General features: G+C 74.1%; 12 protein-coding genes. 9 read left to right on the top strand and 3 right to left on the bottom strand.

What is annotated here, in order from left to right:
* The 6 genes from DEF28_RS19590 to DEF28_RS19565 all read left to right on the top strand — a co-directional run.
* Positions 1-642: lytic transglycosylase domain-containing protein (locus tag DEF28_RS19590; RefSeq protein WP_114446194.1), on the top strand; the 642-nt coding region annotated here is incomplete at its 5' end.
* Positions 643-752: 110 nt separating this feature from the next.
* On the top strand, positions 753-2,519 hold the full coding sequence (locus DEF28_RS19585; protein WP_114399016.1) for a glycerol-3-phosphate dehydrogenase/oxidase: 1,767 nt from the start codon (positions 753-755) through the stop codon (positions 2,517-2,519).
* Between the two features lie 52 nt (positions 2,520-2,571).
* A complete protein-coding gene (locus DEF28_RS19580; protein WP_114399017.1) occupies positions 2,572-3,237 on the top strand; it encodes a DUF433 domain-containing protein in 666 nt (221 codons plus the stop codon).
* The gene (locus DEF28_RS19575; RefSeq protein WP_114399018.1) at positions 3,227-3,613 is read left to right on the top strand and encodes a PIN-like domain-containing protein; all 387 of its coding nucleotides are present in this window, start codon (positions 3,227-3,229) and stop codon (positions 3,611-3,613) included. Before DEF28_RS19580 ends, DEF28_RS19575 begins: the two co-directional genes overlap by 11 nt.
* A 493-nt stretch (positions 3,614-4,106) precedes the next feature.
* Positions 4,107-5,519, top strand: coding sequence for a 3' terminal RNA ribose 2'-O-methyltransferase Hen1 (locus DEF28_RS19570; protein WP_114399019.1), 1,413 nt, complete (start codon positions 4,107-4,109; stop codon positions 5,517-5,519).
* Positions 5,516-8,149 carry a polynucleotide kinase-phosphatase gene (locus DEF28_RS19565; RefSeq protein WP_114399020.1) on the top strand — a complete coding sequence of 878 codons (2,634 nt, stop codon included), beginning with the start codon at positions 5,516-5,518 and terminating at the stop codon, positions 8,147-8,149. Before DEF28_RS19570 ends, DEF28_RS19565 begins: the two co-directional genes overlap by 4 nt.
* Before the next feature lie 949 nt (positions 8,150-9,098).
* On the opposite strand, the gene DEF28_RS19560 is transcribed toward DEF28_RS19565, so the two are convergent.
* A complete protein-coding gene (locus DEF28_RS19560; RefSeq protein WP_114399021.1) occupies positions 9,099-9,620 on the bottom strand; it encodes a TIGR03618 family F420-dependent PPOX class oxidoreductase in 522 nt (173 codons plus the stop codon).
* 263 nt (positions 9,621-9,883) lie between these two features.
* Here DEF28_RS19560 and galE point away from each other — a divergent pair, with 263 nt between their 5' ends.
* A complete protein-coding gene (gene galE, locus DEF28_RS19555; RefSeq protein ID WP_114399022.1) occupies positions 9,884-10,897 on the top strand; it encodes a UDP-glucose 4-epimerase GalE in 1,014 nt (337 codons plus the stop codon).
* A gap of 72 nt (positions 10,898-10,969) precedes the next feature.
* Here galE and DEF28_RS19550 read toward each other — a convergent pair whose 3' ends face one another.
* Entirely contained in the window at positions 10,970-12,298 is a 1,329-nt protein-coding gene (locus DEF28_RS19550) for an FAD-dependent oxidoreductase (RefSeq protein WP_114399023.1), read from the bottom strand.
* Between the two features lie 258 nt (positions 12,299-12,556).
* Between DEF28_RS19550 and DEF28_RS19545 the strand changes: the two genes are divergently transcribed.
* Complete coding sequence (locus DEF28_RS19545; RefSeq protein ID WP_114399024.1) at positions 12,557-14,131, top strand: succinic semialdehyde dehydrogenase; 1,575 nt, start codon at positions 12,557-12,559, stop codon at positions 14,129-14,131.
* 169 nt (positions 14,132-14,300) lie between these two features.
* Positions 14,301-15,887, top strand: coding sequence for a glutamine-hydrolyzing GMP synthase (gene guaA / locus DEF28_RS19540; protein WP_114399025.1), 1,587 nt, complete (start codon positions 14,301-14,303; stop codon positions 15,885-15,887).
* Positions 15,888-16,127: 240 nt separating this feature from the next.
* On the opposite strand, the gene DEF28_RS19535 is transcribed toward guaA, so the two are convergent.
* The gene (locus DEF28_RS19535) at positions 16,128-18,359 is read right to left on the bottom strand and encodes a serine/threonine-protein kinase (protein WP_114399026.1); all 2,232 of its coding nucleotides are present in this window, start codon (positions 18,357-18,359) and stop codon (positions 16,128-16,130) included.
* Positions 18,360-18,414 lie beyond the last annotated feature (55 nt).

Raw genomic sequence — 18,414 nt, 5'->3', positions numbered from 1 at the left:
GCCGAGTCCCCCGGCGCGGAGTCCGGCGACACCGCCTTCGCCGATCGCGACGACGCCGACGACCAATCACCCCCCGCGGCGGACGGGATCAGCCCGGAATGGCTGGACCGCCTGGCGACGGCCACCGGCATCCCGCCGCGGGCGCTCCAGGGCTACGCCGCGGCGCAGCTCCGGCTGCTCGACGAGCGTCCCGACTGCCAGGTCTCATGGCCCACCCTGGCCGCCATCGGCTACGTCGAGTCGCGGCACGGCAGCTACACCGGAGGCGAGATCGGTGCGGACGGCCGTACCACCGTCGACGTCATCGGAATCCCGCTCGACGGCACGAACCGCACCGCGGCCATCCCCGACACCGACGGCGGACGGCTCGACGGCGACTCCGAGTGGGACCGCGCGGTGGGACCCCTGCAGTTCATCCCCGCCACCTGGGCGAGATGGGGCGCCGACGCCGACGGCGACGGCCGTGCCGATCCGCACGACATCGACGACGCGGCGCTGGCCGCCGCCCGCTACCTGTGCGCGGACGGCCGCGTGCTGACCGACGGCGCCGACTGGCAGGCGGCCGTCCTCGCCTACAACCGGTCCGACGCCTACGCCGCCGACGTCCTGGCCGAGGCGAACCGCTACGCCGAGGCCGGCTGACCGCGCCGGGCACAGCCCCGCGGGCCGGGCGGAAACGGCGTTATAGCCTGGTGGCCCGGCGCGAAGGTGGGTAATCGCCTGACAGGTCCCCGTTTTTGGAAGGGCAGGACATGACAGCAGCGCGGCTGGGTCCCGAGGAGCGCGCCGCAGCGCTCGCGCACATGGCCGGGAACGAACTCGACCTCCTCGTCATCGGGGGCGGTATCGTCGGCGCCGGCGTGGCCCTGGACGCGGTGTCCCGGGGCCTGACGGTCGGACTGGTCGAGGCGCGTGACTTCGCCTCCGGCACCTCCAGCAGGTCGAGCAAGCTCATCCACGGCGGTCTGCGCTACCTGGAGCAGCTCGACTTCGAGCTCGTCCGCGAGGCGCTGACCGAGCGGGGGCTGCTGCTCCAGCGGATCGCCCCCCACCTGGTGCGCCCGGTCCCGTTCCTGTACCCCCTGCGCGGCCACGTGTGGGAGCGGGGCTACGTGGGCGCGGGCGTCACGCTCTACGACACGCTCTCGCTCTCCATGGGATCGGTCCGCGGGCTGCCGCACCACCGGCACCTCACGCGCAGCGGCGCGATGCGGGTGTTCCCGGCCCTGCGGCGCGACGCCCTGGTGGGCGCGGTGCAGTACTGGGACGCCCAGGTCGACGACGCCCGCTACGTGGTCACGGTGCTGCGCACCGCCGCCACCTACGGCGCCCGGATCGCCTCGCGGGTCCAGGCGGTGGGCTTCCTCCGCGAGGGCGAGCACGTCACCGGCGCCGAGGTCGTGGACCTGGAGACCGGCGAGGAGCTCTCGGTACGCGCCAAGCAGGTCGTCAACGCCACCGGCGTGTGGACCGACGACATCCAGGAACTCGTGGGCGGGCGCGGCCAGATCCATGTACGCGCGTCCAAGGGCATCCACCTGGTGGTGCCGCGGGACCGGATCCAGGCGTCCTCCGGCCTGATCCTGCGCACCGAGAAGAGCGTGCTGTTCGTCATCCCGTGGGGCCGGCACTGGATCATCGGCACCACCGACACCGACTGGGACCTCGACAAGGCACACCCGGCGGCCAGCCGCACGGACATCGACTACATCCTCGACCACGTCAACCAGGTGCTCCGGGTGCCGCTGACCCGGGACGACGTCGAGGGCGTGTACGCCGGACTGCGGCCGCTGCTGTACGGCGAGTCCGACGACACCTCGAAGCTGTCCCGGGAGCACACTGTCGCCCACCCGGTGCCGGGCCTGGTGCTGATCGCCGGCGGCAAGTACACGACGTACCGGGTCATGGCCAAGGACGCGGTCGACGCGGTCGCGCACGGCCTGGGCGGCGGTGTCCCGGAGTCGGTCACCGACCGGGTCCCGCTGGTCGGCGCCGACGGCTACGCGGCCCTGTGGAACCAGCGCCGCACCCTGGCCCGCCAGTCCGGTCTGCACGTGTCGCGGGTCCAGCACCTGCTGCGCCGCTACGGATCGATGATCCACGAGGTCCTGGCCCTGATAGCGGAGCGCCCCGACCTGCGGGAGCCGCTGACCGGCGCCGACGACTACCTGCGTGCGGAGGTCGTCTACGCGGCTCGCTACGAGAGCGCCCGCCACCTGGACGACGTGCTGTCGCGCCGCACCCGCATCTCCATCGAGACCTGGGACCGCGGCATCGCCGTCGCCGAGGAGGCCGCCGCCCTGATGGCGGAGCCGCTCGGCTGGACGGAGGAGCAGGTGAAGCGCGAGGTGGAGTACTACCGCAAGCGCATCGAGGCCGAACGCGCCGCCCAGGAGCAGGAGAACGACCACGAGGCCGACGCCGTCCAGCACGGCGCCCCGGACATCGTCCCGGAGGCCCCGAGAGTGCCGGCCGGCGGCACCGCGGCGGACAGGATGGCGATCCGCGAGGAAGGCTGACGTCCCGCGGGCGGTGTGGCACGCTGAAGCGCCCGGAGGGAGGTGGTCACCAGTGGTGGACAAGTTCCACGATCCGTTGCTTACGCCGAAGGAAGCCGCCCGGCACCTGCGGATCCCCGAATCCACGCTCTACGGCTGGCTCAACGAGCGAGTCGAGGACGATCCGCTGGTTCATGCGGTGCGGCAGGCGAAACGGGGGGCGCCGACGGTGCCCTTCATCGCGGTGGTCGAGTGCTATGTCCTGCGCTCGCTGCGTGACCTCTCGCTGAGCAGACAGGCCATCCGCGATGCCGCCGCGACGGTGCGCCGGGAATTTGGCACACCGTATGGACTCGCGACCCAGCGTATTGCGACGGACGGTGTCGACATCTTCGTCCACTATCTGGATGACGACGAAATCGTCCGTGCACGCGATGGTCAGCGCCCGATCAGGGATGTCATCGACGACTACCTTCGATACATCCACTGGGACGAATCGGATGGCTTTCCGCAACGCCTGCGGCTCCGGCAGTACTCGGACGTCGCCCCGGTGATCATCGACCCCCGGTTCGGCTGGGGTACTCCCGTGCTGGAGACGGCCAAGGTCCCCGTCGACGCCATCGTCGGCCTGTGCCAGGCCGGTGAGTCACTGGAAACGGTGGCGGAAGAGTTCGAGATCACCAGCGCCCAGGCCGAAGAGGTGTGCCGGGCTGCCCTCGCCTCCGTCCATGCGGCCTGAGTTCTTCCTCGACCGCTGCCTGGGGCGGAAGATCGCCCAGGAGCTGCGCGGGAAGGGGTGGACGGTCCACCTGGTGGCGGACGTCTTCCCCGACGACGGTCAGGAGACCAGCGATACGGACTGGATCGCCCACGGGATATCGCGGGGCTGGGCGTTGCTGACCCAGGATGACCGCATCCGCTACCGGGCCAGTGAGTTGGCCGCGCTGGCCGACGGGACCCGCGTGCCGTTCTGCCTGAGTAGCGCGAAGCTCACTGCGGCGGCCAAGGTCGATCGGTTCATCGCTGCCGGTGATGACATTCGCCGTGCCATCCAACGGGGCGGTCCCGCGTTTTGCAGAGTGTACGAGGACCGTGTCGAACGGAAGTGGCCCTGAAGGCCTGCGCCGAATCGGCGGGACGTGCGGCCGGAAGCGCCGCGCCCCGACCGGGCGGGGGATGAACTCGGTCGGGACGCGGTTTCCGGAGGGCCGCGCTGGTGGCGGCCTGCCGCGTCGGTCGTCGCCTCGCGGTCCGCCCTCGAACGCGTTCCGAGTGGCCGGCCGAAAGACGAATTTAGGCCATAAACCGCATGAAACGCACGCGCTTCGCCGGAAATGCGACGGATGTGGTGGCCGGAGCCGGACAGGGATCGTGATCGGCTCGAAGCGGCATTCTCAGTGGTTTCTCATCGTTGCTGGTCGAATGCGCTCATGGTTTTCCCAGAAAGGTAATATGCGGAATAGGTGACATGCGCCATAAACGTCCCTCTCGTGGGGGGACGCACCGCCGGGAGCCTGCGGCCGCCGGAGGAGGGGCGCCGGCTCCGGAGAGCCGCCTTCACCGCGAAAACCCCTCGATCTCCTCCCGCTCCTGCCGCACACTGGCCCTGTGCTACTGACGATCTCCACCACGCACCGCCCCGCCACCGACCTCGGGTTCCTGCTGCACAAGCATCCCGACCGGGTGCAGGCGTTCCCGCAGTCCTACGGGACGGCGCACGTGTGCTACCCCGAGGTGGGGGAGGAGCGCTGCACCGCCGCGCTCGTCCTGGACGTGGAACCGCAGGCCCTGCTGCGCTCCCGTGGTGCGGGGCGGAGCCCGGACTTCGCGCTCGCCCAGTACGTCAACGACCGGCCCTACGCCGCCTCGTCGCTGTTCGCCGTCGCGCTCGGGGACGTGTTCCGCAGCGCGCTCAAGGGGAAGTGCGCGGCACGGCCGGAGCTGGCGGCGGCGGCGATTCCGCTCACGCTGCGGCTGCCGGCCGTGGCCTGCCGGGGCGGGCCCGCCGAGGTGCGGCGGATGTTCGAACCGCTCGGCTGGGAGGTCGAGGCCACCGCCGTCCCGCTCGACCCCGGGCTGCCGGGGTGGGGCGACTCCCGCTACGTGGATCTCACCCTGTCCGGGGAGTTCCGGCTGGCCGACGCGCTCAGCCACCTCTACGTGCTGCTTCCGGTGCTGGACGGCGCCAAGCACTACTGGGTGAGTGGTGCGGAGGTCGACAAGCTGCTGCGTGCCGGAGAGGGCTGGCTCGCCGGGCATCCGGAGCGCGGGGTCATCGCGCGGCGGTACCTGGCGCGGCGGCAGCGGCTGGTGCGGGACGCCATCGAACGGCTCGCCGAGGTGGACGACGCCGCGACCGGCGGCGCCCCCGGGTCCGACGCCGATCCGGTGGTCGAGGAACCGGAGGACCGCGAGGGGAGCGCCTCGCTGGCCGAGCAGCGGGCCGGGGCGGTCCTGGCGGTGCTGCGGGCCGAGCAGGCGCGGCGGGTCATCGACCTCGGGTGCGGGTCGGGCAAGCTGCTCGCCCGGCTGCTGGACGAGCCCCGCTTCGAGCGCGTCACCGGGGTCGACGTCTCCGCCGCCGCCGTCGAGTGGGCACGGCGCCGGCTGCGGGTCGACGGCATGCCGCCGCAGCGCGCGGAGCGGCTCGGCCTGTTCGTCGGCTCGGCGCTGTACCGCGACCGGCGGTTCGCCGGCCACGACGCCGCCGTGCTCATGGAGGTCGTCGAGCACGTCGACCCGTCGCGCCTCCCCGCGCTGGCGGCGGTGGTGTTCGGGCACGCCGCGCCCCGCACCGTCGTCGTCACCACGCCCAACGTCGAGTACAACATCCGCTACGCCGGCCTGGCCGCCGGGCGGCTCCGGCACGCCGACCACCGGTTCGAGTGGACCCGCGCCGAGTTCGCCGCCTGGGCCGGAGCAGTCGCCGAGCGGTACGGCTACCAGGTCCGCTACCTGCCGGTCGGCGACGCCGACCCCGAACTCGGACCGCCCACCCAGATGGGGGTGTTCACCAGATGACCGTTCCAGACGGCTCTACGCCTGCCCGCGGGCCGGGGGAGGGCGCGCCGGCGGCCGGCGGCCGGGTGCTCACCATCCCGGAGAGCGGGCTGGTCGTGCTCGTCGGGGTCTCCGGCTCCGGCAAGTCCACGTTCGCGGCCCGGCACTTCCGGCCGACCCAGGTGGTCGGTTCGGACTTCTGCCGCGGGCTGGTCAGCGACGACGAGAACGACCAGAGCGCGAGCGCCGACGCCTTCGAACTGCTGCACCACATCGTCGACACCCGGCTGCGGCGCGGCCTGCTCACCGTGGTGGACGCCACCAACGTGCGGCAGCAGACCCGCGCCCCGCTGCTGCGCATCGCCAAGCGGCACGACGTGCTCTCCACCGCGGTCGTCCTCGACGTGCCGGAGCGCGTCGCGCGCGACCGCAACCGGGCGCGGAGCGACCGCGACTTCGGCGACCACGTCATCTCGCGGCAGCGCCGCGACCTCCGCCGCGGTCTCGGCCGGCTCGACAAGGAGGGCTTCCGCCGGGTCCACGTCCTGCGCGGCCCGGAGGAGATCGACGCCGTCTCCGTCGAGCTGGAGAAGGCCTGGAACGACCGCCGCCACCTCACCGGTCCGTTCGACATCGTCGGCGACGTGCACGGCTGCCGGGCGGAGCTGGAGGAACTGCTCGCCGGGCTCGGCTACCTGGTCGACCGCGACGCGCACGGCCGCGCGGTGGGCGCCCGGCACCCGCAGGGCCGCACGGCCGTGTTCGTCGGCGACCTGGTGGACCGCGGCCCCGACACCCCGGGCGTGCTGCGGCTGGTCATGGGCATGGTGGCGGCCGGCACGGCGCTGTGCGTGCCGGGTAACCACGAGAACAAGCTGGTGCGCGCGCTCCGCGGCCGCAAGGTCACCGTCGCGCACGGCCTCGCGGAGTCCCTGGCCCAGCTGGACGCGGAGCCCGAGGAGTTCCGGGCCGTGGTCCTGGAGTTCTGCGACGGGCTGGTCAGCCACTACGTCCTCGACGGCGGCCGCCTCGTGGTCGCGCACGCCGGGCTGAAGGAGGAGTACCACGGCCGCTCCTCCGGGCGGGTGCGCTCCTTCGCCCTGTACGGCGAGACCACCGGCGAGACCGACGAGTACGGACTGCCGGTCCGCCACCCCTGGGCGCGCGACTACCGGGGCGCGGCCACCGTGGTGTACGGGCACGTCCCGACCCCGGAGCCGGAGTGGGTCAACAACACCATCTGCATCGACACCGGCTGCGTGTTCGGCGGCCGGCTCACCGCGCTGCGCTACCCCGAGCGCGAACTCGCGCAGGTGAAGGCGCACCGCGTCTGGTACCGGCCCGCCCGGCCGTTCCCGTCCGCGGCGGAAGCCGCGCCGGCCGCACCGCCGGAGCGCGATTCGGGAGTCCTCGACGTCCGTGACGTGCTGGGCGAGGACCCCGAGCAGGACGTGCGCGTCGAGACCGCGCACGGCCCGGTGAGCGTGCGGGCGCCCAACACGCTGGCCGCGCTGGAGGTCATGAGCCGGTTCGCCGTCGACCCCCGGTGGCTGCTCTACCTGCCGCCGACCATGGCGCCCGCGCCGACGTCGGCCGACCCCGCCGTGCTGGAGCGCCCCGCCGAGGCGTTCGCGCACTACCTCGGCGACGGCGTCGAACGCGTCATCTGCCAGGAGAAGCACATGGGCTCGCGCGCCGTGGCGGTGGTGTGCCGGGACACCGCCGCCGCCGAGCGCCGGTTCGTGCCGGGGACACTCGGCACCATCCACACCCGCACCGGCCGGCCGTTCTTCACCGACCCGGTGGTGGAGTCGGCGGTACTCGCCGAACTGCGCGACGGTATCGAGGCGGCCGGGCTGTGGACCGAGCTCGACACTGACTGGATCGCCCTCGACGGCGAACTGCTGCCGTGGTCGGCGAAGGCCGCCGGACTCATCCGCGAGCAGTACGCGGCCGTCGGCGCCGCCGGCCGTGCCGCGCTGCCCGCCGTCGCGGGCGTCCTCGACGCCGTGGCGGCCCGCGGGCTCGACGTCGCGGAGCTGTCCGGCAAGGTCGCGCGGCGTGCCGCCGGGATCGAGGCGTTCAGCGCGGTCTACCGCCGCTACACCTGGCCGGTGGAGGGAGCGGCCGGCCTGCGCTACGCGCCGTTCGCGGTGCTGGCGGGCGAGGGCCGGTCCTTCGCCGACCGCGACCACCTGTGGCACATGGGGATCGCCGAACGGCTCGCCGACCACACCCCGCGGGTGCTCACCACCCGCTACCTCGTCGTGGACGTCACCGACCCGGCGGCGGTGGACGCGGCCGGCGCCTGGTGGCGGGAGCTGGTGACCGGCGGCGGCGAGGGCATGGTCGTCAAGCCGCTGGCCGGCGCGCTGGCCCGTGGGCGGCGCGGGCTGGCCCAGCCGGGGTTGAAGGTGCGCGGGCCGGAGTACCTGCGGATCATCTACGGTCCCGACTACCTGGAGCCGGACCGCATCGAGCGGCTGCGGGACCGCAGCCTCGGGCGCAAGAGCGGCCTCGCCCTGCGCGAGCACAAGCTCGGTCTGGAGTCCCTGGCCCGGCACGCGCGCGGCGAGCCGCTGTGGCGGGTGCACCAGCCGGTGTTCGGCGTCCTCGCCCTGGAGTCGGAACCGGTGGACCCGCGGCTGTGACGCCCGCGGTGCCCGCGCCGGCCCGGATACCGACTGGCGGCGCGGGCACCGGGCCGGGGCCTCCCGCTGCCCGGTGGGCGCTGGTGGGCTCCCCGGGGGGGGCGGGCCGCCCGGCCGCACCCGCGCCGCGTCCACCCGCACGGTTCGCGGGGGCGCTCGGCCCCCGCCGGGAGTCCCGGAACTCGTCGCACCGCCCGGACCCGGGCCGGCGACAGCCGAGATCGGCCGCCGGCGGTGACCAGCGGTCACCGGCCGGATGTGCGGGACGCGCGCGGTCCCCGGCCCCGGGGAACGGCGGCCTGGTCACCGGCCGGGGCGCCCGCACCGCGATCGGCGCGGGGGGACACCCGTGTGGCCGGATTCCCGCCGCGGCATCCGCCGCACGGGTGGCGGCGCCCGGCCCGTGCGGGGTGCCCTGGCCTGGCCCGGGCCACGCCGCCGGGGTAACCGCGACGGCCACTGCCCCGAGGACCAGGTGGCCGAGCCGTCCAAGAGCGCACGGGTCCAGGCCTGCGGCGCGCCTCCTGGTCCACGTCTGCGGCCGCACCGCTCTGCGGCGGCGCGGCCCAGACGAGGGCAGCGCCGGGGCTGTTCGCGCGGTGCCTTCCCCAGAGGTCCGGACCCTCTCTCCGCGCTCGTGACTTCCCCGGCCCCGGTGCCGCGGCACCCGACGCGTCCCTTCGCGAAGGCGCTGGGGTGGGGTACCCCGGCCCGGCACCGCCCCGGATCATGCCGGCGACCCCTGCCGGCGAACCCCTGGCCCTCCCGCAGGGCCGCGGTCACGGGTGGCAGGGGCCGGGAGCACGGTGCGCGCCAGGCGGAGTGTCGGCCGGACCGCGTCGCGGCGACCGCGGACGCCCGGGGCCGGCGCGGGTCGGTCAGCGAGGTGGTGGCGAGGAGCCCACGCCGGCAGGTCCGCCGCCGTGGCGGCCGGGGACGATGCCCCGGGCTACCCGTTCGAGAGCGCCCGCACCACCTCCTCGGGGATGTCCAGCGCGGCGCCGTACAGCCGGGACACCCGGAGCCGGATGACCAGCCGGCGCTCCGCCACCGCGTGCTCCAGGAACGCGGCCTGCTCGGCCGGACCCGTGAGGGCGGGCCGCAGCATGCCGAGCAGCTCGCGCCCGACCTCGTCACCGGGGGTGCCGGTCACCGACGAGAGCTCGGCGTCCCCCTCCGCCACGACGAACGACCGGAAGTCCGCACTGGAGACGTACAGCGCGCCGCGCGGGTCGGCGCGCAGCTGCCGCACCTTGAGGCGGTCCGCAGTGGTGGAGACCCGGATCGTCCGCTCCGCGGCGTCCCAGTCGTAGACCACGGTGGAGAGGTGCGGACGCCCGTTCCGGCGGATCGCGGCGAGGGCGCCCACATGGTGTGCGGCCAGCATCCCCTCCAGTTCCCGTTCGCCGAGGGGACGCGGTCCCGGCCCGGAGCCGGGAACCCGGTCGCGGTCCGCTGCTGCTGTGTCCATGGGGCCTCCGAACTCCGTACCTACCGCGAGGCGTCCGCCTGCCCGAGTAGGTCTATCCCGGCGGCGCACACCGCACAAGAAGGCACATTTGTGTGCCGCGGGAACATTTCTGTGCCGCGGGTCCACCGGCGGACCGGGCGAAAGAGGGGCGGCGGGGCGCGCCGTCCGTCCGGCGACCGGCTCGGCCGCCGTCCGCCGCACCCTGCCTATCCTTGGGGCGGCGGCACCGCCCGTGCGGCCGAGCCGAGACACGAGGTTGGTCAATGAACGTACTGCTCACCGGGGGCGCCGGCTACATCGGCAGCCACGTCGCGGTGGAGTTGCTCCAGCGCGGCCACGACGTCATCGTGCTCGACGCCCTGTACAACGGCGCTGCCGAGGCGGTCCGCCGGGTCGAGCGCATCACCGGCCGCGGCGTCCCCGTCCATGTCGGCGACTGCGCCGACCCGGCCGTGGTGGCGAAGGTCTTCGCCGAGCACCACATCGACGCCGTCGTGCACTGCGCGGGCCTGAAGGCCGTCGGCGAGTCGGTGCGGGAACCGCTGCGCTACTACCGCGCCAACCTCGACGCGCTGCTGACGCTGTGCGAGGTGATGGACGACCACGGCGTACGCCGGCTGGTGTTCAGCTCCTCCGCGACGGTCTACGGCGACCCCGCCGCGGTCCCGGTGCCCGAGTCCGCGCCGCTGCGCGTGACCAACCCCTACGGCGCCACGAAGCTCTTCGCCGAACGGATCCTGGCCGACCTCGCCGCCGCGTCTCCGGACTGGCGGGTGGTGATGCTGCGGTACTTCAACCCGATCGGCGCCCACGAGAGCGGGCTGATCGGCGAGGACCCCGACGGCGTGCCGAACAACCTCTTCCCCTACCTCGCCCAGGTCGCCGCGGGCCGCCGCGACGAACTCCTGGTCTTCGGTGACGACTACGACACACCCGACGGCACCGGCGTGCGCGACTACCTGCACGTCGTCGACCTCGCGCGCGGCCACCTCGCCGCCATCGAGCACCTCGACGACGCGCCGGGCTGCCGCGCCTACAACCTGGGCAGCGGCAGTGGGACCTCCGTCCTGGAGGCGGTCGCCGCCTTCGAACGCGCCTCCGGCCGCCCGATCCCCTACCGGGTCGTGGAGCGCCGGCCCGGTGATGTCGCCGTCTGCTACGCGGATCCCGCGCTGGCGAACCGGGAGCTCGGCTGGCGTGCCGAGCGGACGATCGACGAGGCGTGCGCGGACGCCTGGCGGTGGCAGTCGGCGAACCCGCGCGGGTTCGCCGACTGAGGGCCGCACCGGCCGGCCGGTCCCCGCGCCGCCGCCCGGCGGCACCGGAACCGGCCGACCGGCCGCGCTCCGTCACGTGGCGGACGGCTCCGGACGCGCCGGCGGCACGGGCTCGGCCACCGGGGTGCGCACGTGCTCGGGGAGCAGGCCCACCACCAGCATCCGGGGCACCGCCTTGCGCAGGACCGGGGTGGCGGCCACGGCGCGCAGCACGTTGAGCGGCGGCGTCCGCGCGTCGAGAGTGCGGCCGATGATCTGGCTCTGCAGCAGGCGCTGCAGCGTCTGGGTGGCCACCGTCGGCGCCCAGCGCCGGCGCTGCACCCGGGCGAGCAGCGCCTCCGGGAGCGGCCGGTGCCGCCCGGACCGCTGGACCCGTCGCAGGTCGTCGGCCAGGAGGTTGGCCGCCGCGACGGCGTCCTGCACGGCCAGGTTGATGCCCACCCCGCCCACCGGGCTCATGGCGTGCGCGGCGTCGCCGATGAACAGCAGGCCCGGGCGGTACCAGCGCGTCAGCCGGTTCACGGCGACCCGGAGCATCGCGCTGCGGTCCCAGGAGTCGAACTCGTCGATGCGGCCGCCCAGGTAGGGCAGCAGCTCGCGGAGGTCGGCGCGCACCGTCTCGATCCCGGCGTCCCGCATCCGCTGGTACCCGCCCTTGGGCAGCAGGTAGGCGACCTGCCAGTTGTCGCCGCGGTCGATGGCCACGGCCATCTTGCCCTCGCCGATCCGGCCCTGGATGCCTTCCGGCCCGCCCGACTCCCGGGAGACGCGCAGCCACAGCGCGTCCATGGGCGCGCCGAACTCGATCGGCGTCAGTCCGGCCGCCGCCCGCAGGGCGGAATGGCGGCCGTCAGCGGCGACGGTGAGGTCGGCCCGCAGTTCGTGCTCGCCGTCGGCGTCGCGGTAGCGCAGGCCGTACACGGCGCCGGCGTTCTCCGTTCCCGCCACGGGGGCTGTGTTGTCCGTTCCCGCCACGGGGGCTGTTCCCCGGATCAGGCCGGTGACCTCGGACTCCATGAGGAGTCGGAAGTTGGGGTAGCGGCGGGCGCGTTCGGCGAGCAGGTTGAGCAGGTCCCACTGCGGGACCATCGCGATGTAGGGGTAGCGCGGGTGGATGCCGTCGGTGGTGAACGCCGCGGAGCGGCCGTCGGTGGTGGCGAAGCCCAGCCGGTCGACCTTGCGGTGCGGGATCCGCAGGAAGTCCTCCATGAGGCCGAGTTCGTCCAGCACCTGCAGGGTGGAGGCGTGCACGGTGTCCCCGCGGAAGTCGCGCAGGAAGTCGGCGTGCTTCTCCAGCACCACGGTCTGGATGCCGGCCCGGGCCAGGAGCAGGCCCAGGAAGATGCCGGCGGGCCCCCCTCCGGAGATGGCGCAGGTCGTGGACTCGATGCGCGTTGCCATGACGAGCTCCCGTCGTGCCGTCCGATTAATTCAACGCCTAGTGAAATTCAACGCCTCGACGGCGCCGCTGTCCAGTGCTCCGGCCCGATCCGGGGCCCGTGGCCCGGCCCGATCCGGCCGCCGTCGGCCCTTCCCGCCCCGCCTCCCGAGCCTCCCCCGCAGGTCCCGGGGGTGCTGGTGGAAAACCACCGAAAGGTGGTGTCTCGCAACGGTTACCGTTGGGTAGTCAGCGGCAGGGCCGAGAACTAAGCTTTCGACATGGGCCACGCGACGAGTAGATCCGCCGGTTCCGCGACGCTCGACCCCGCGCTGGTCGCGCGGTTGACCCGGCACGTCGTCACCGCCTCCGGTATCACCGCCACGACCGCCGCGCCCTTCACCGGCAAGCCGCTCGCCGAGCTGCCCATCTGCTCCGCCGAGGACGTGGCCGCCGCGTTCGCCCGCGCCCGCGTGGCGCAGCGCTCCTGGGCCGCCATGCCGGCCCGCGACCGCGTCGAGCCCTTCCTGCGCTTCCACGACCTGGTCCTCGACCGCCAGAGCGAGATCCTCGACATCCTGCAGTGGGAGACCGGCAAGGCCCGCCGGCACGCCTTCGAGGAGGTCTACGACGCGGCCGCCGGCACGCTGCACGTGGCCCGGCACGCGCCGCGGCTGCTGCGCCGGCGGCGTACCGCGGGCGCGATCCCCGGGGCCACCCGCACCTACGTGCACCGGCAGGCCAAGGGCGTGGTCAGCGTCATCACACCGTGGAACTACCCGCTGAACCTCCCGGTAGCCGACGCCGTTCCGGCGCTGCTCGCGGGCAACGCCGTGGTCGCCAAACCCGACACCCAGACCGCGCTGAGCGCGCTGTGGGCCATCGACCTGCTCGTCGAGGCCGGACTCCCCGAGGGGTTGTGGCTGCCGGTCCTGGGCGAGCCCGCCGAGATCGGCGACGCGCTCGTGGACGAGGCCGACCACGTGGCGTTCACCGGTTCCTCCGCCGCCGGCGCCCGTGTCGCCCAGCGTGCGGCCGCGCGGCTGGTCGCCTGCTCGGCCGAACTCGGCGGCAAGAACCCGATGATCGTGTGCGAGGACGCCGACCTCGACCGCGCCGTCGCGGGCGCGGTGCACGCCTGCTTCAGCAACGCCGGCCAGCTCTGCGTCTCCATGGAGCGCGTCTACGTGCACGAGGCCGTCCACGACGAGTTCGCCGAACGGCTCGTCCGAGCGGTGCGCGGCCTGCGGCTCGGCGCCGGCTTCGACTTCGGCGCCGACATGGGATCGCTCACCCTCCAGCGCCAGCTCGACCGCGTCCGTGAGCACGTCGACGAGGCGCGGAGCAAGGGCGCCGTGGTGCTCGCCGGCGGCCGGCCGCGCCCGGACATCGGCCCCCTCTTCTACGAACCGACCGTGCTCGCGGGCGTCACCGAGGACATGGCAGCCTGCACGGAGGAGACGTTCGGCCCGGTCGTCTCGCTGTACCGCTTCGGCGACGAGAACGAGGCCGTCCGACGCGCCAACGACACCGACTACGGGCTGAACGCGAGCGTGTGGACCCGCGACGTCGCCCGCGGCCGCCGGATCGCCGAGCGGATCCGGGCGGGCAGCGTGGGGGTCAACGACGGATACGGTGCCGCGTTCGCCAGCTACGGCGCGCCCAACGGCGGCATGAAGCGGTCCGGGCTCGGCCGCCGGCACGGCGACGAGGGGCTGCTCCGCTTCACGGAGCCGCAGGCCATCGCCAGCCAGCACCTCGTCCCCATCAGCGGCCCGCCCGGGATGGACGGCGAGACCGTCGCCCGGCTCATGACGGCCGGTTCCCGGCTGATGAAGCGGCTGCGCCTGCGCTGAGGCCGGGCAACGCGGGCGGCGGGGCACGTGCCCCGCCGCCCGCGACAGTGCGGCCCCCGTTCCGCCCGGTGCGCGGGCCGCCCGGCGGCCGAGCCGGGCGTTGCCGCGGCGGCCGCCCGCGGGTCCTAGACTGGAAGCGGTCCATATCTACCTGCGGGAAGGCCGTTACGTGTCCGTTGCCGGTGCTGCCGACAGCACGTTCGACACCGTCCTCGTCGTGGACTTCGGCGCGCAGTACGCGCAGCTGATCGCGCGGCGGGTGCGGGAATGCCACGTGTACAGCGAGATCGTCCCCTCGACGATGCCCGTCGAGGAGATGCTCGCCAAGAACCCCAAGGCGATCATCCTGTCCGGCGGCCCCTCGTCCGTCTACGCCCCCGAGGCGCCGCAGACCCCCACGGGCCTGTTCGAGACGGGTGTTCCCACCTTCGGCATCTGCTACGGCTTCCAGGCCATGGCCCAGGCGCTCGGCGGCACGGTCGCCCGGACCGGGCTGTCGGAGTTCGGCCGCACCGCCTTCCGCGCCGACCCCGAGGGGATGCTGTTCGCGGGTCTGCCCGACGAGCAGCGCGTGTGGATGTCGCACGGTGACTCCGTCGCCGAGGCACCCGCCGGGTTCCGGGTCACCGGCAGCACCGCGGGCGCGCCCGTGGCCGCCATGGAGTGCGCCGAACGCGGCCTGTTCGGGGTCCAGTTCCACCCGGAGGTGCTGCACAGCGAGCACGGGCAGGCCGTCCTGCGCAAGTTCCTCTACGAGGGTGCGGGCTGCCGGCCCACCTGGACCATGGTCAACATCGTCGAGGAGCAGGTCGAGCGGGTCCGTGCCGAGGTGGGGACCAAGCGGGTCATCTGCGCCCTGAGCGGCGGGGTGGACTCCGCCGTCGCCGGCGCCCTCGTCCAGCGCGCGATCGGCGACCAGCTCACCTGCGTGTTCGTCGACCACGGCCTGCTCCGCAAGGGCGAGGCCGAGCAGGTCGAGAAGGACTTCGTGGCCGTGACCGGCGCCTCCCTCAAGGTCGTGGACGCCCAGGAGCGCTTCCTCACCGCGCTCGCAGGCGTGAGCGACCCGGAGGAGAAGCGCAAGATCATCGGCCGGGAGTTCATCCGCGTCTTCGAGCAGGCCGCCCGCGAGGTCGTCGAGGAGGCGGGCGCGGCCGGCGAGCAGGTGGAGTTCCTCGTGCAGGGCACGCTCTACCCCGACGTCGTGGAGTCCGGCGGCGGCACCGGGACCGCCAACATCAAGTCGCACCACAACGTCGGCGGGCTGCCGGATGACCTCCAGTTCAGCCTGGTGGAGCCGCTGCGCGAGCTGTTCAAAGACGAGGTGCGCCGGGTCGGCGAGGAGCTGGGCCTGCCCCCGGAGATCGTCTGGCGGCAGCCGTTCCCGGGCCCCGGGCTCGGCATCCGGATCATCGGCGAGGTCACCCGCGAGCGCCTGGACGTGCTGCGCGAGGCCGACGCCATCGCCCGCGAGGAGCTGTCCCGCGCCGGCCTGGACCGCGACATCTGGCAGTGCCCGGTGGTGCTGCTCGCCGACGTCCGCTCGGTGGGCGTCCAGGGTGACGGGCGCACCTACGGCCATCCGGTGGTGCTGCGTCCGGTGACGAGCGAGGACGCCATGACCGCCGACTGGTCGCGGGTGCCCTACGACGTGCTCGCCACCATCTCCAACCGCATCACCAACGAGGTGCGGGAGATCAACCGGGTGGTCCTGGACGTCACGAGCAAGCCGCCGGGCACCATCGAGTGGGAGTGATCCGCGTGCGGCCGCCGTCGGCGGCCGCACGCCGTTGCCGCCGCCCGGCCGCGGTCGGCGACCAGGCGGGGCACTGACGGCCGCCTGGCCCCGAGGAGCCGGACGCGGACCCGCCGCGCGGCGCGGGTCGGCCGGTGCGCCGGGCGGCGCCGGTGTGCCGATCTGACGCCTGGGCCACCCCGACGGCCCAGGCGCCCTCGCCGCCTTCGTCCGGCGGGCGGCCCGCCCGCCGGACGCGCGTCACCCGGTCTTCAGGAACACGATGTCGCCCCGGGACGGGTCGGCGTCGAAGGTGCAGCCGCCGATCCGCTCGCCCGCCGGTGTCGTCTCGATCGCGCCCACGGTCGCCCAGCCGCAGGTCCACTCGCCGTTCACCGTGGCGAAGCCGCCGCTGCCGCCGCCGCCCGGCGGCATCACCGCGTCGCCGTTGAAGTAGGCGGTCGCGATGCCGACCGCCTCCTCGCACTCCAGCTCGCTGGCCTGGGAGTCGATCTCCACCACCATGCCGTTCTGGGTGGTCGCGGTCCCGCAGCTGCCAGCCGGGAGGGCGCCGGGGGCGGGCGCGTCGATCGAGGCCGGTTCGAAGCCGAGGTAGTCCACCTCGTGCTCCGTGTCGGTGCCCGTGTACTCCAACCGCAGCGGGAGGCCGTCCTCGGTGAGCCACAGCTCGAACGGGGCGTCGGTCACGCCCTCCTCGCCGGTGGCCGGGTCCACGATCTCGGTCAGGGCGAAGGTCCCGGTGAAGCGGGTGGTGGGCACGCCGTCGCGCGCCTCGGAACCGCGCACCGCCACGTCGTCGGACTCCGAGATCGCCCGCAGCTGGGTGAGCGCCGCCTCGGGGGTGTAGTCGTCGGGGTCGACCGGCACCCCGCCGACCTGCTCCGGGTTGGTCAGCCACTCGCTCTGGAGGAACTCGTCGCGGTACATCAGGTCGTCGCCCACGCGGACGTAGCGGTCGCCGAACTCGTTGCCGGTGACGAGGGACTCGAAGGCCGGCTCCGGTGCGGTCGCGTCGTAGCTGTGGCGCCACGTCGTCTCGGTCATCCAGACGTAGTCGTCGGGCGAGACACCGGCGGGCGCCTGCGCCGTCGCGCTCTCCGCCGTGAGCCGGCCCACATGGACGATCTCGAAGCCGTCGGCCGCGAGCACCAGGTCGACCGCGTGCGCCACCGCCCCCTGCGGAGTGGTGGGCGCGGCGGACGGAGCCGCCGCGCCGCCGTTCCCGTCGCGGGCGGCCAGCGCGCCGGCCGCGAAGTAGCCGCCGGTGGCGACCGCCCCGGCCGTGACCACGGCGGCGGCCGCGATGGCGATCCCCTTCACCAGTCCGCCGGAGGCCGCCGCTCCGGTGGCGGTCGCGGCACCGGAGGCGACCCCCGTCGCGCCGGTCGCGGTCGTGGTGCCGAGCGCGGTCGTGGCGCCAGTCGCGGCAGCTCCGCCGACCACTCCGGCCCCGGACTGCGCGGCGACCGCGCCCGCCGCCGCGGCAGCGGCCACCCAGCGCGCCGGCTGGTGCCAGCTGGCGTCGATGCCCGTCCAGCGGTGGGCGAGCAGGTCCTGGAGCCGCCGCACCGGGTCCGGCCGGAAGCCGTCGGCGGAGAGGGAGTGCGCCTCGGCCGTCGCCTCGGCGTCGCTCAGCGCCAGGACCGCCTGGAACGCGGCCTCCGCGGTCGGCCGCTCGACGGGGTCCTTGGCGAGGGCACGGGCCACCACGGGCAGCAGCTCGGCGGGCACGCCGTCGAGGTCGGGCTCGTCGTCGCGGGTACGCCGCAGCAGCTCCGCGCCAGGGCCGGTGCCGAACGGCGCGCGCCCGGTCGCGGCGAACGCCACCATGCCGCCCCACGCGAACATGTCGGCGGCCGGTGCGCCCTCCCCGCCCGCCAGCCGCTCCGGGCTCACCCACCCCGGCGAACCGAACACCTCGCCGGTCGGGCCGGCCGTGACCAGGTGCGCGATACCGAAGTCGAGCACCTTGGGCCCGGCCGGGCTGAGGATGACGTTGGCCGGTTTGAGGTCGCAGTGCACCACACCGGCCGCGTGCACGGCCTGCAGCGCCTCGGCGGTACCGGCGGCGAACGCCAGCAGCATGGCGCCGGTCAGCGGGCCGTTCTCCTCGACGTGCTCGCGCAGCGTCCGGCCGGCGACGAAGTCGGTGGCCAGCCACGGCCGCTCCGCCCCGGTGTCCGAGGCGTGCACCGCCGCGGTGCACAGCCCGCCGACGCGCCGCATCAGCTCCGCCTCCTCGGCGAAGCGGGCGCGGAACCGCGGGTCAGCGGCGAACCGGTCGTGGATCACCTTGACCGCGATGCACCGGTCCTGCGCGTCCAGCGCCCCGTAGACGACGCCCATGCCGCCCTCGCCGAGCAGCCCGACCACGCGGTAGGGGCCGATGCGGTGGGGATCGCCGTCCCGGAGGGGACGCAGCTCCGGGGGTAAGTCGCCCGGCTGGTCGTGCAGGCCAGGATCCGTTGTCATGTCACTCCCGTTCCGCTCAGGAGCCCGCACCGTGCGGCCGTGGACAGGGGGCGCG

It is taken from the genome of Marinitenerispora sediminis (assembly GCF_003336425.1).
In the GTDB taxonomy this organism is placed as follows: Bacteria; Actinomycetota; Actinomycetes; order Streptosporangiales; family Streptosporangiaceae; genus Marinitenerispora; species Marinitenerispora sediminis.
Note: the sequence above shows the minus strand (reverse complement) of the source record. Positions and strands in the feature narration are given on the sequence as shown.

Bases quoted from the DNA above. Each gene is read 5' to 3' on its own strand.
- DEF28_RS19545 (WP_114399024.1), top strand. From the start codon at position 12,557: ATGGGCCACGCGACGAGTAGATCCGCCGGTTCCGCGACGCTCGACCCC.
- DEF28_RS19585 (WP_114399016.1), top strand. From the start codon at position 753: ATGACAGCAGCGCGGCTGGGTCCCGAGGAGCGCGCCGCAGCGCTCGCG.
- DEF28_RS19550 (WP_114399023.1), bottom strand. From the start codon at position 12,298: ATGGCAACGCGCATCGAGTCCACGACCTGCGCCATCTCCGGAGGGGGG.
- DEF28_RS19565 (WP_114399020.1), top strand. From the start codon at position 5,516: ATGACCGTTCCAGACGGCTCTACGCCTGCCCGCGGGCCGGGGGAGGGC.
- DEF28_RS19575 (WP_114399018.1), top strand. From the start codon at position 3,227: ATGCGGCCTGAGTTCTTCCTCGACCGCTGCCTGGGGCGGAAGATCGCC.
- galE (WP_114399022.1), top strand. From the start codon at position 9,884: ATGAACGTACTGCTCACCGGGGGCGCCGGCTACATCGGCAGCCACGTC.
- DEF28_RS19560 (WP_114399021.1), bottom strand. From the start codon at position 9,620: ATGGACACAGCAGCAGCGGACCGCGACCGGGTTCCCGGCTCCGGGCCG.
- DEF28_RS19535 (WP_114399026.1), bottom strand. From the start codon at position 18,359: ATGACAACGGATCCTGGCCTGCACGACCAGCCGGGCGACTTACCCCCG.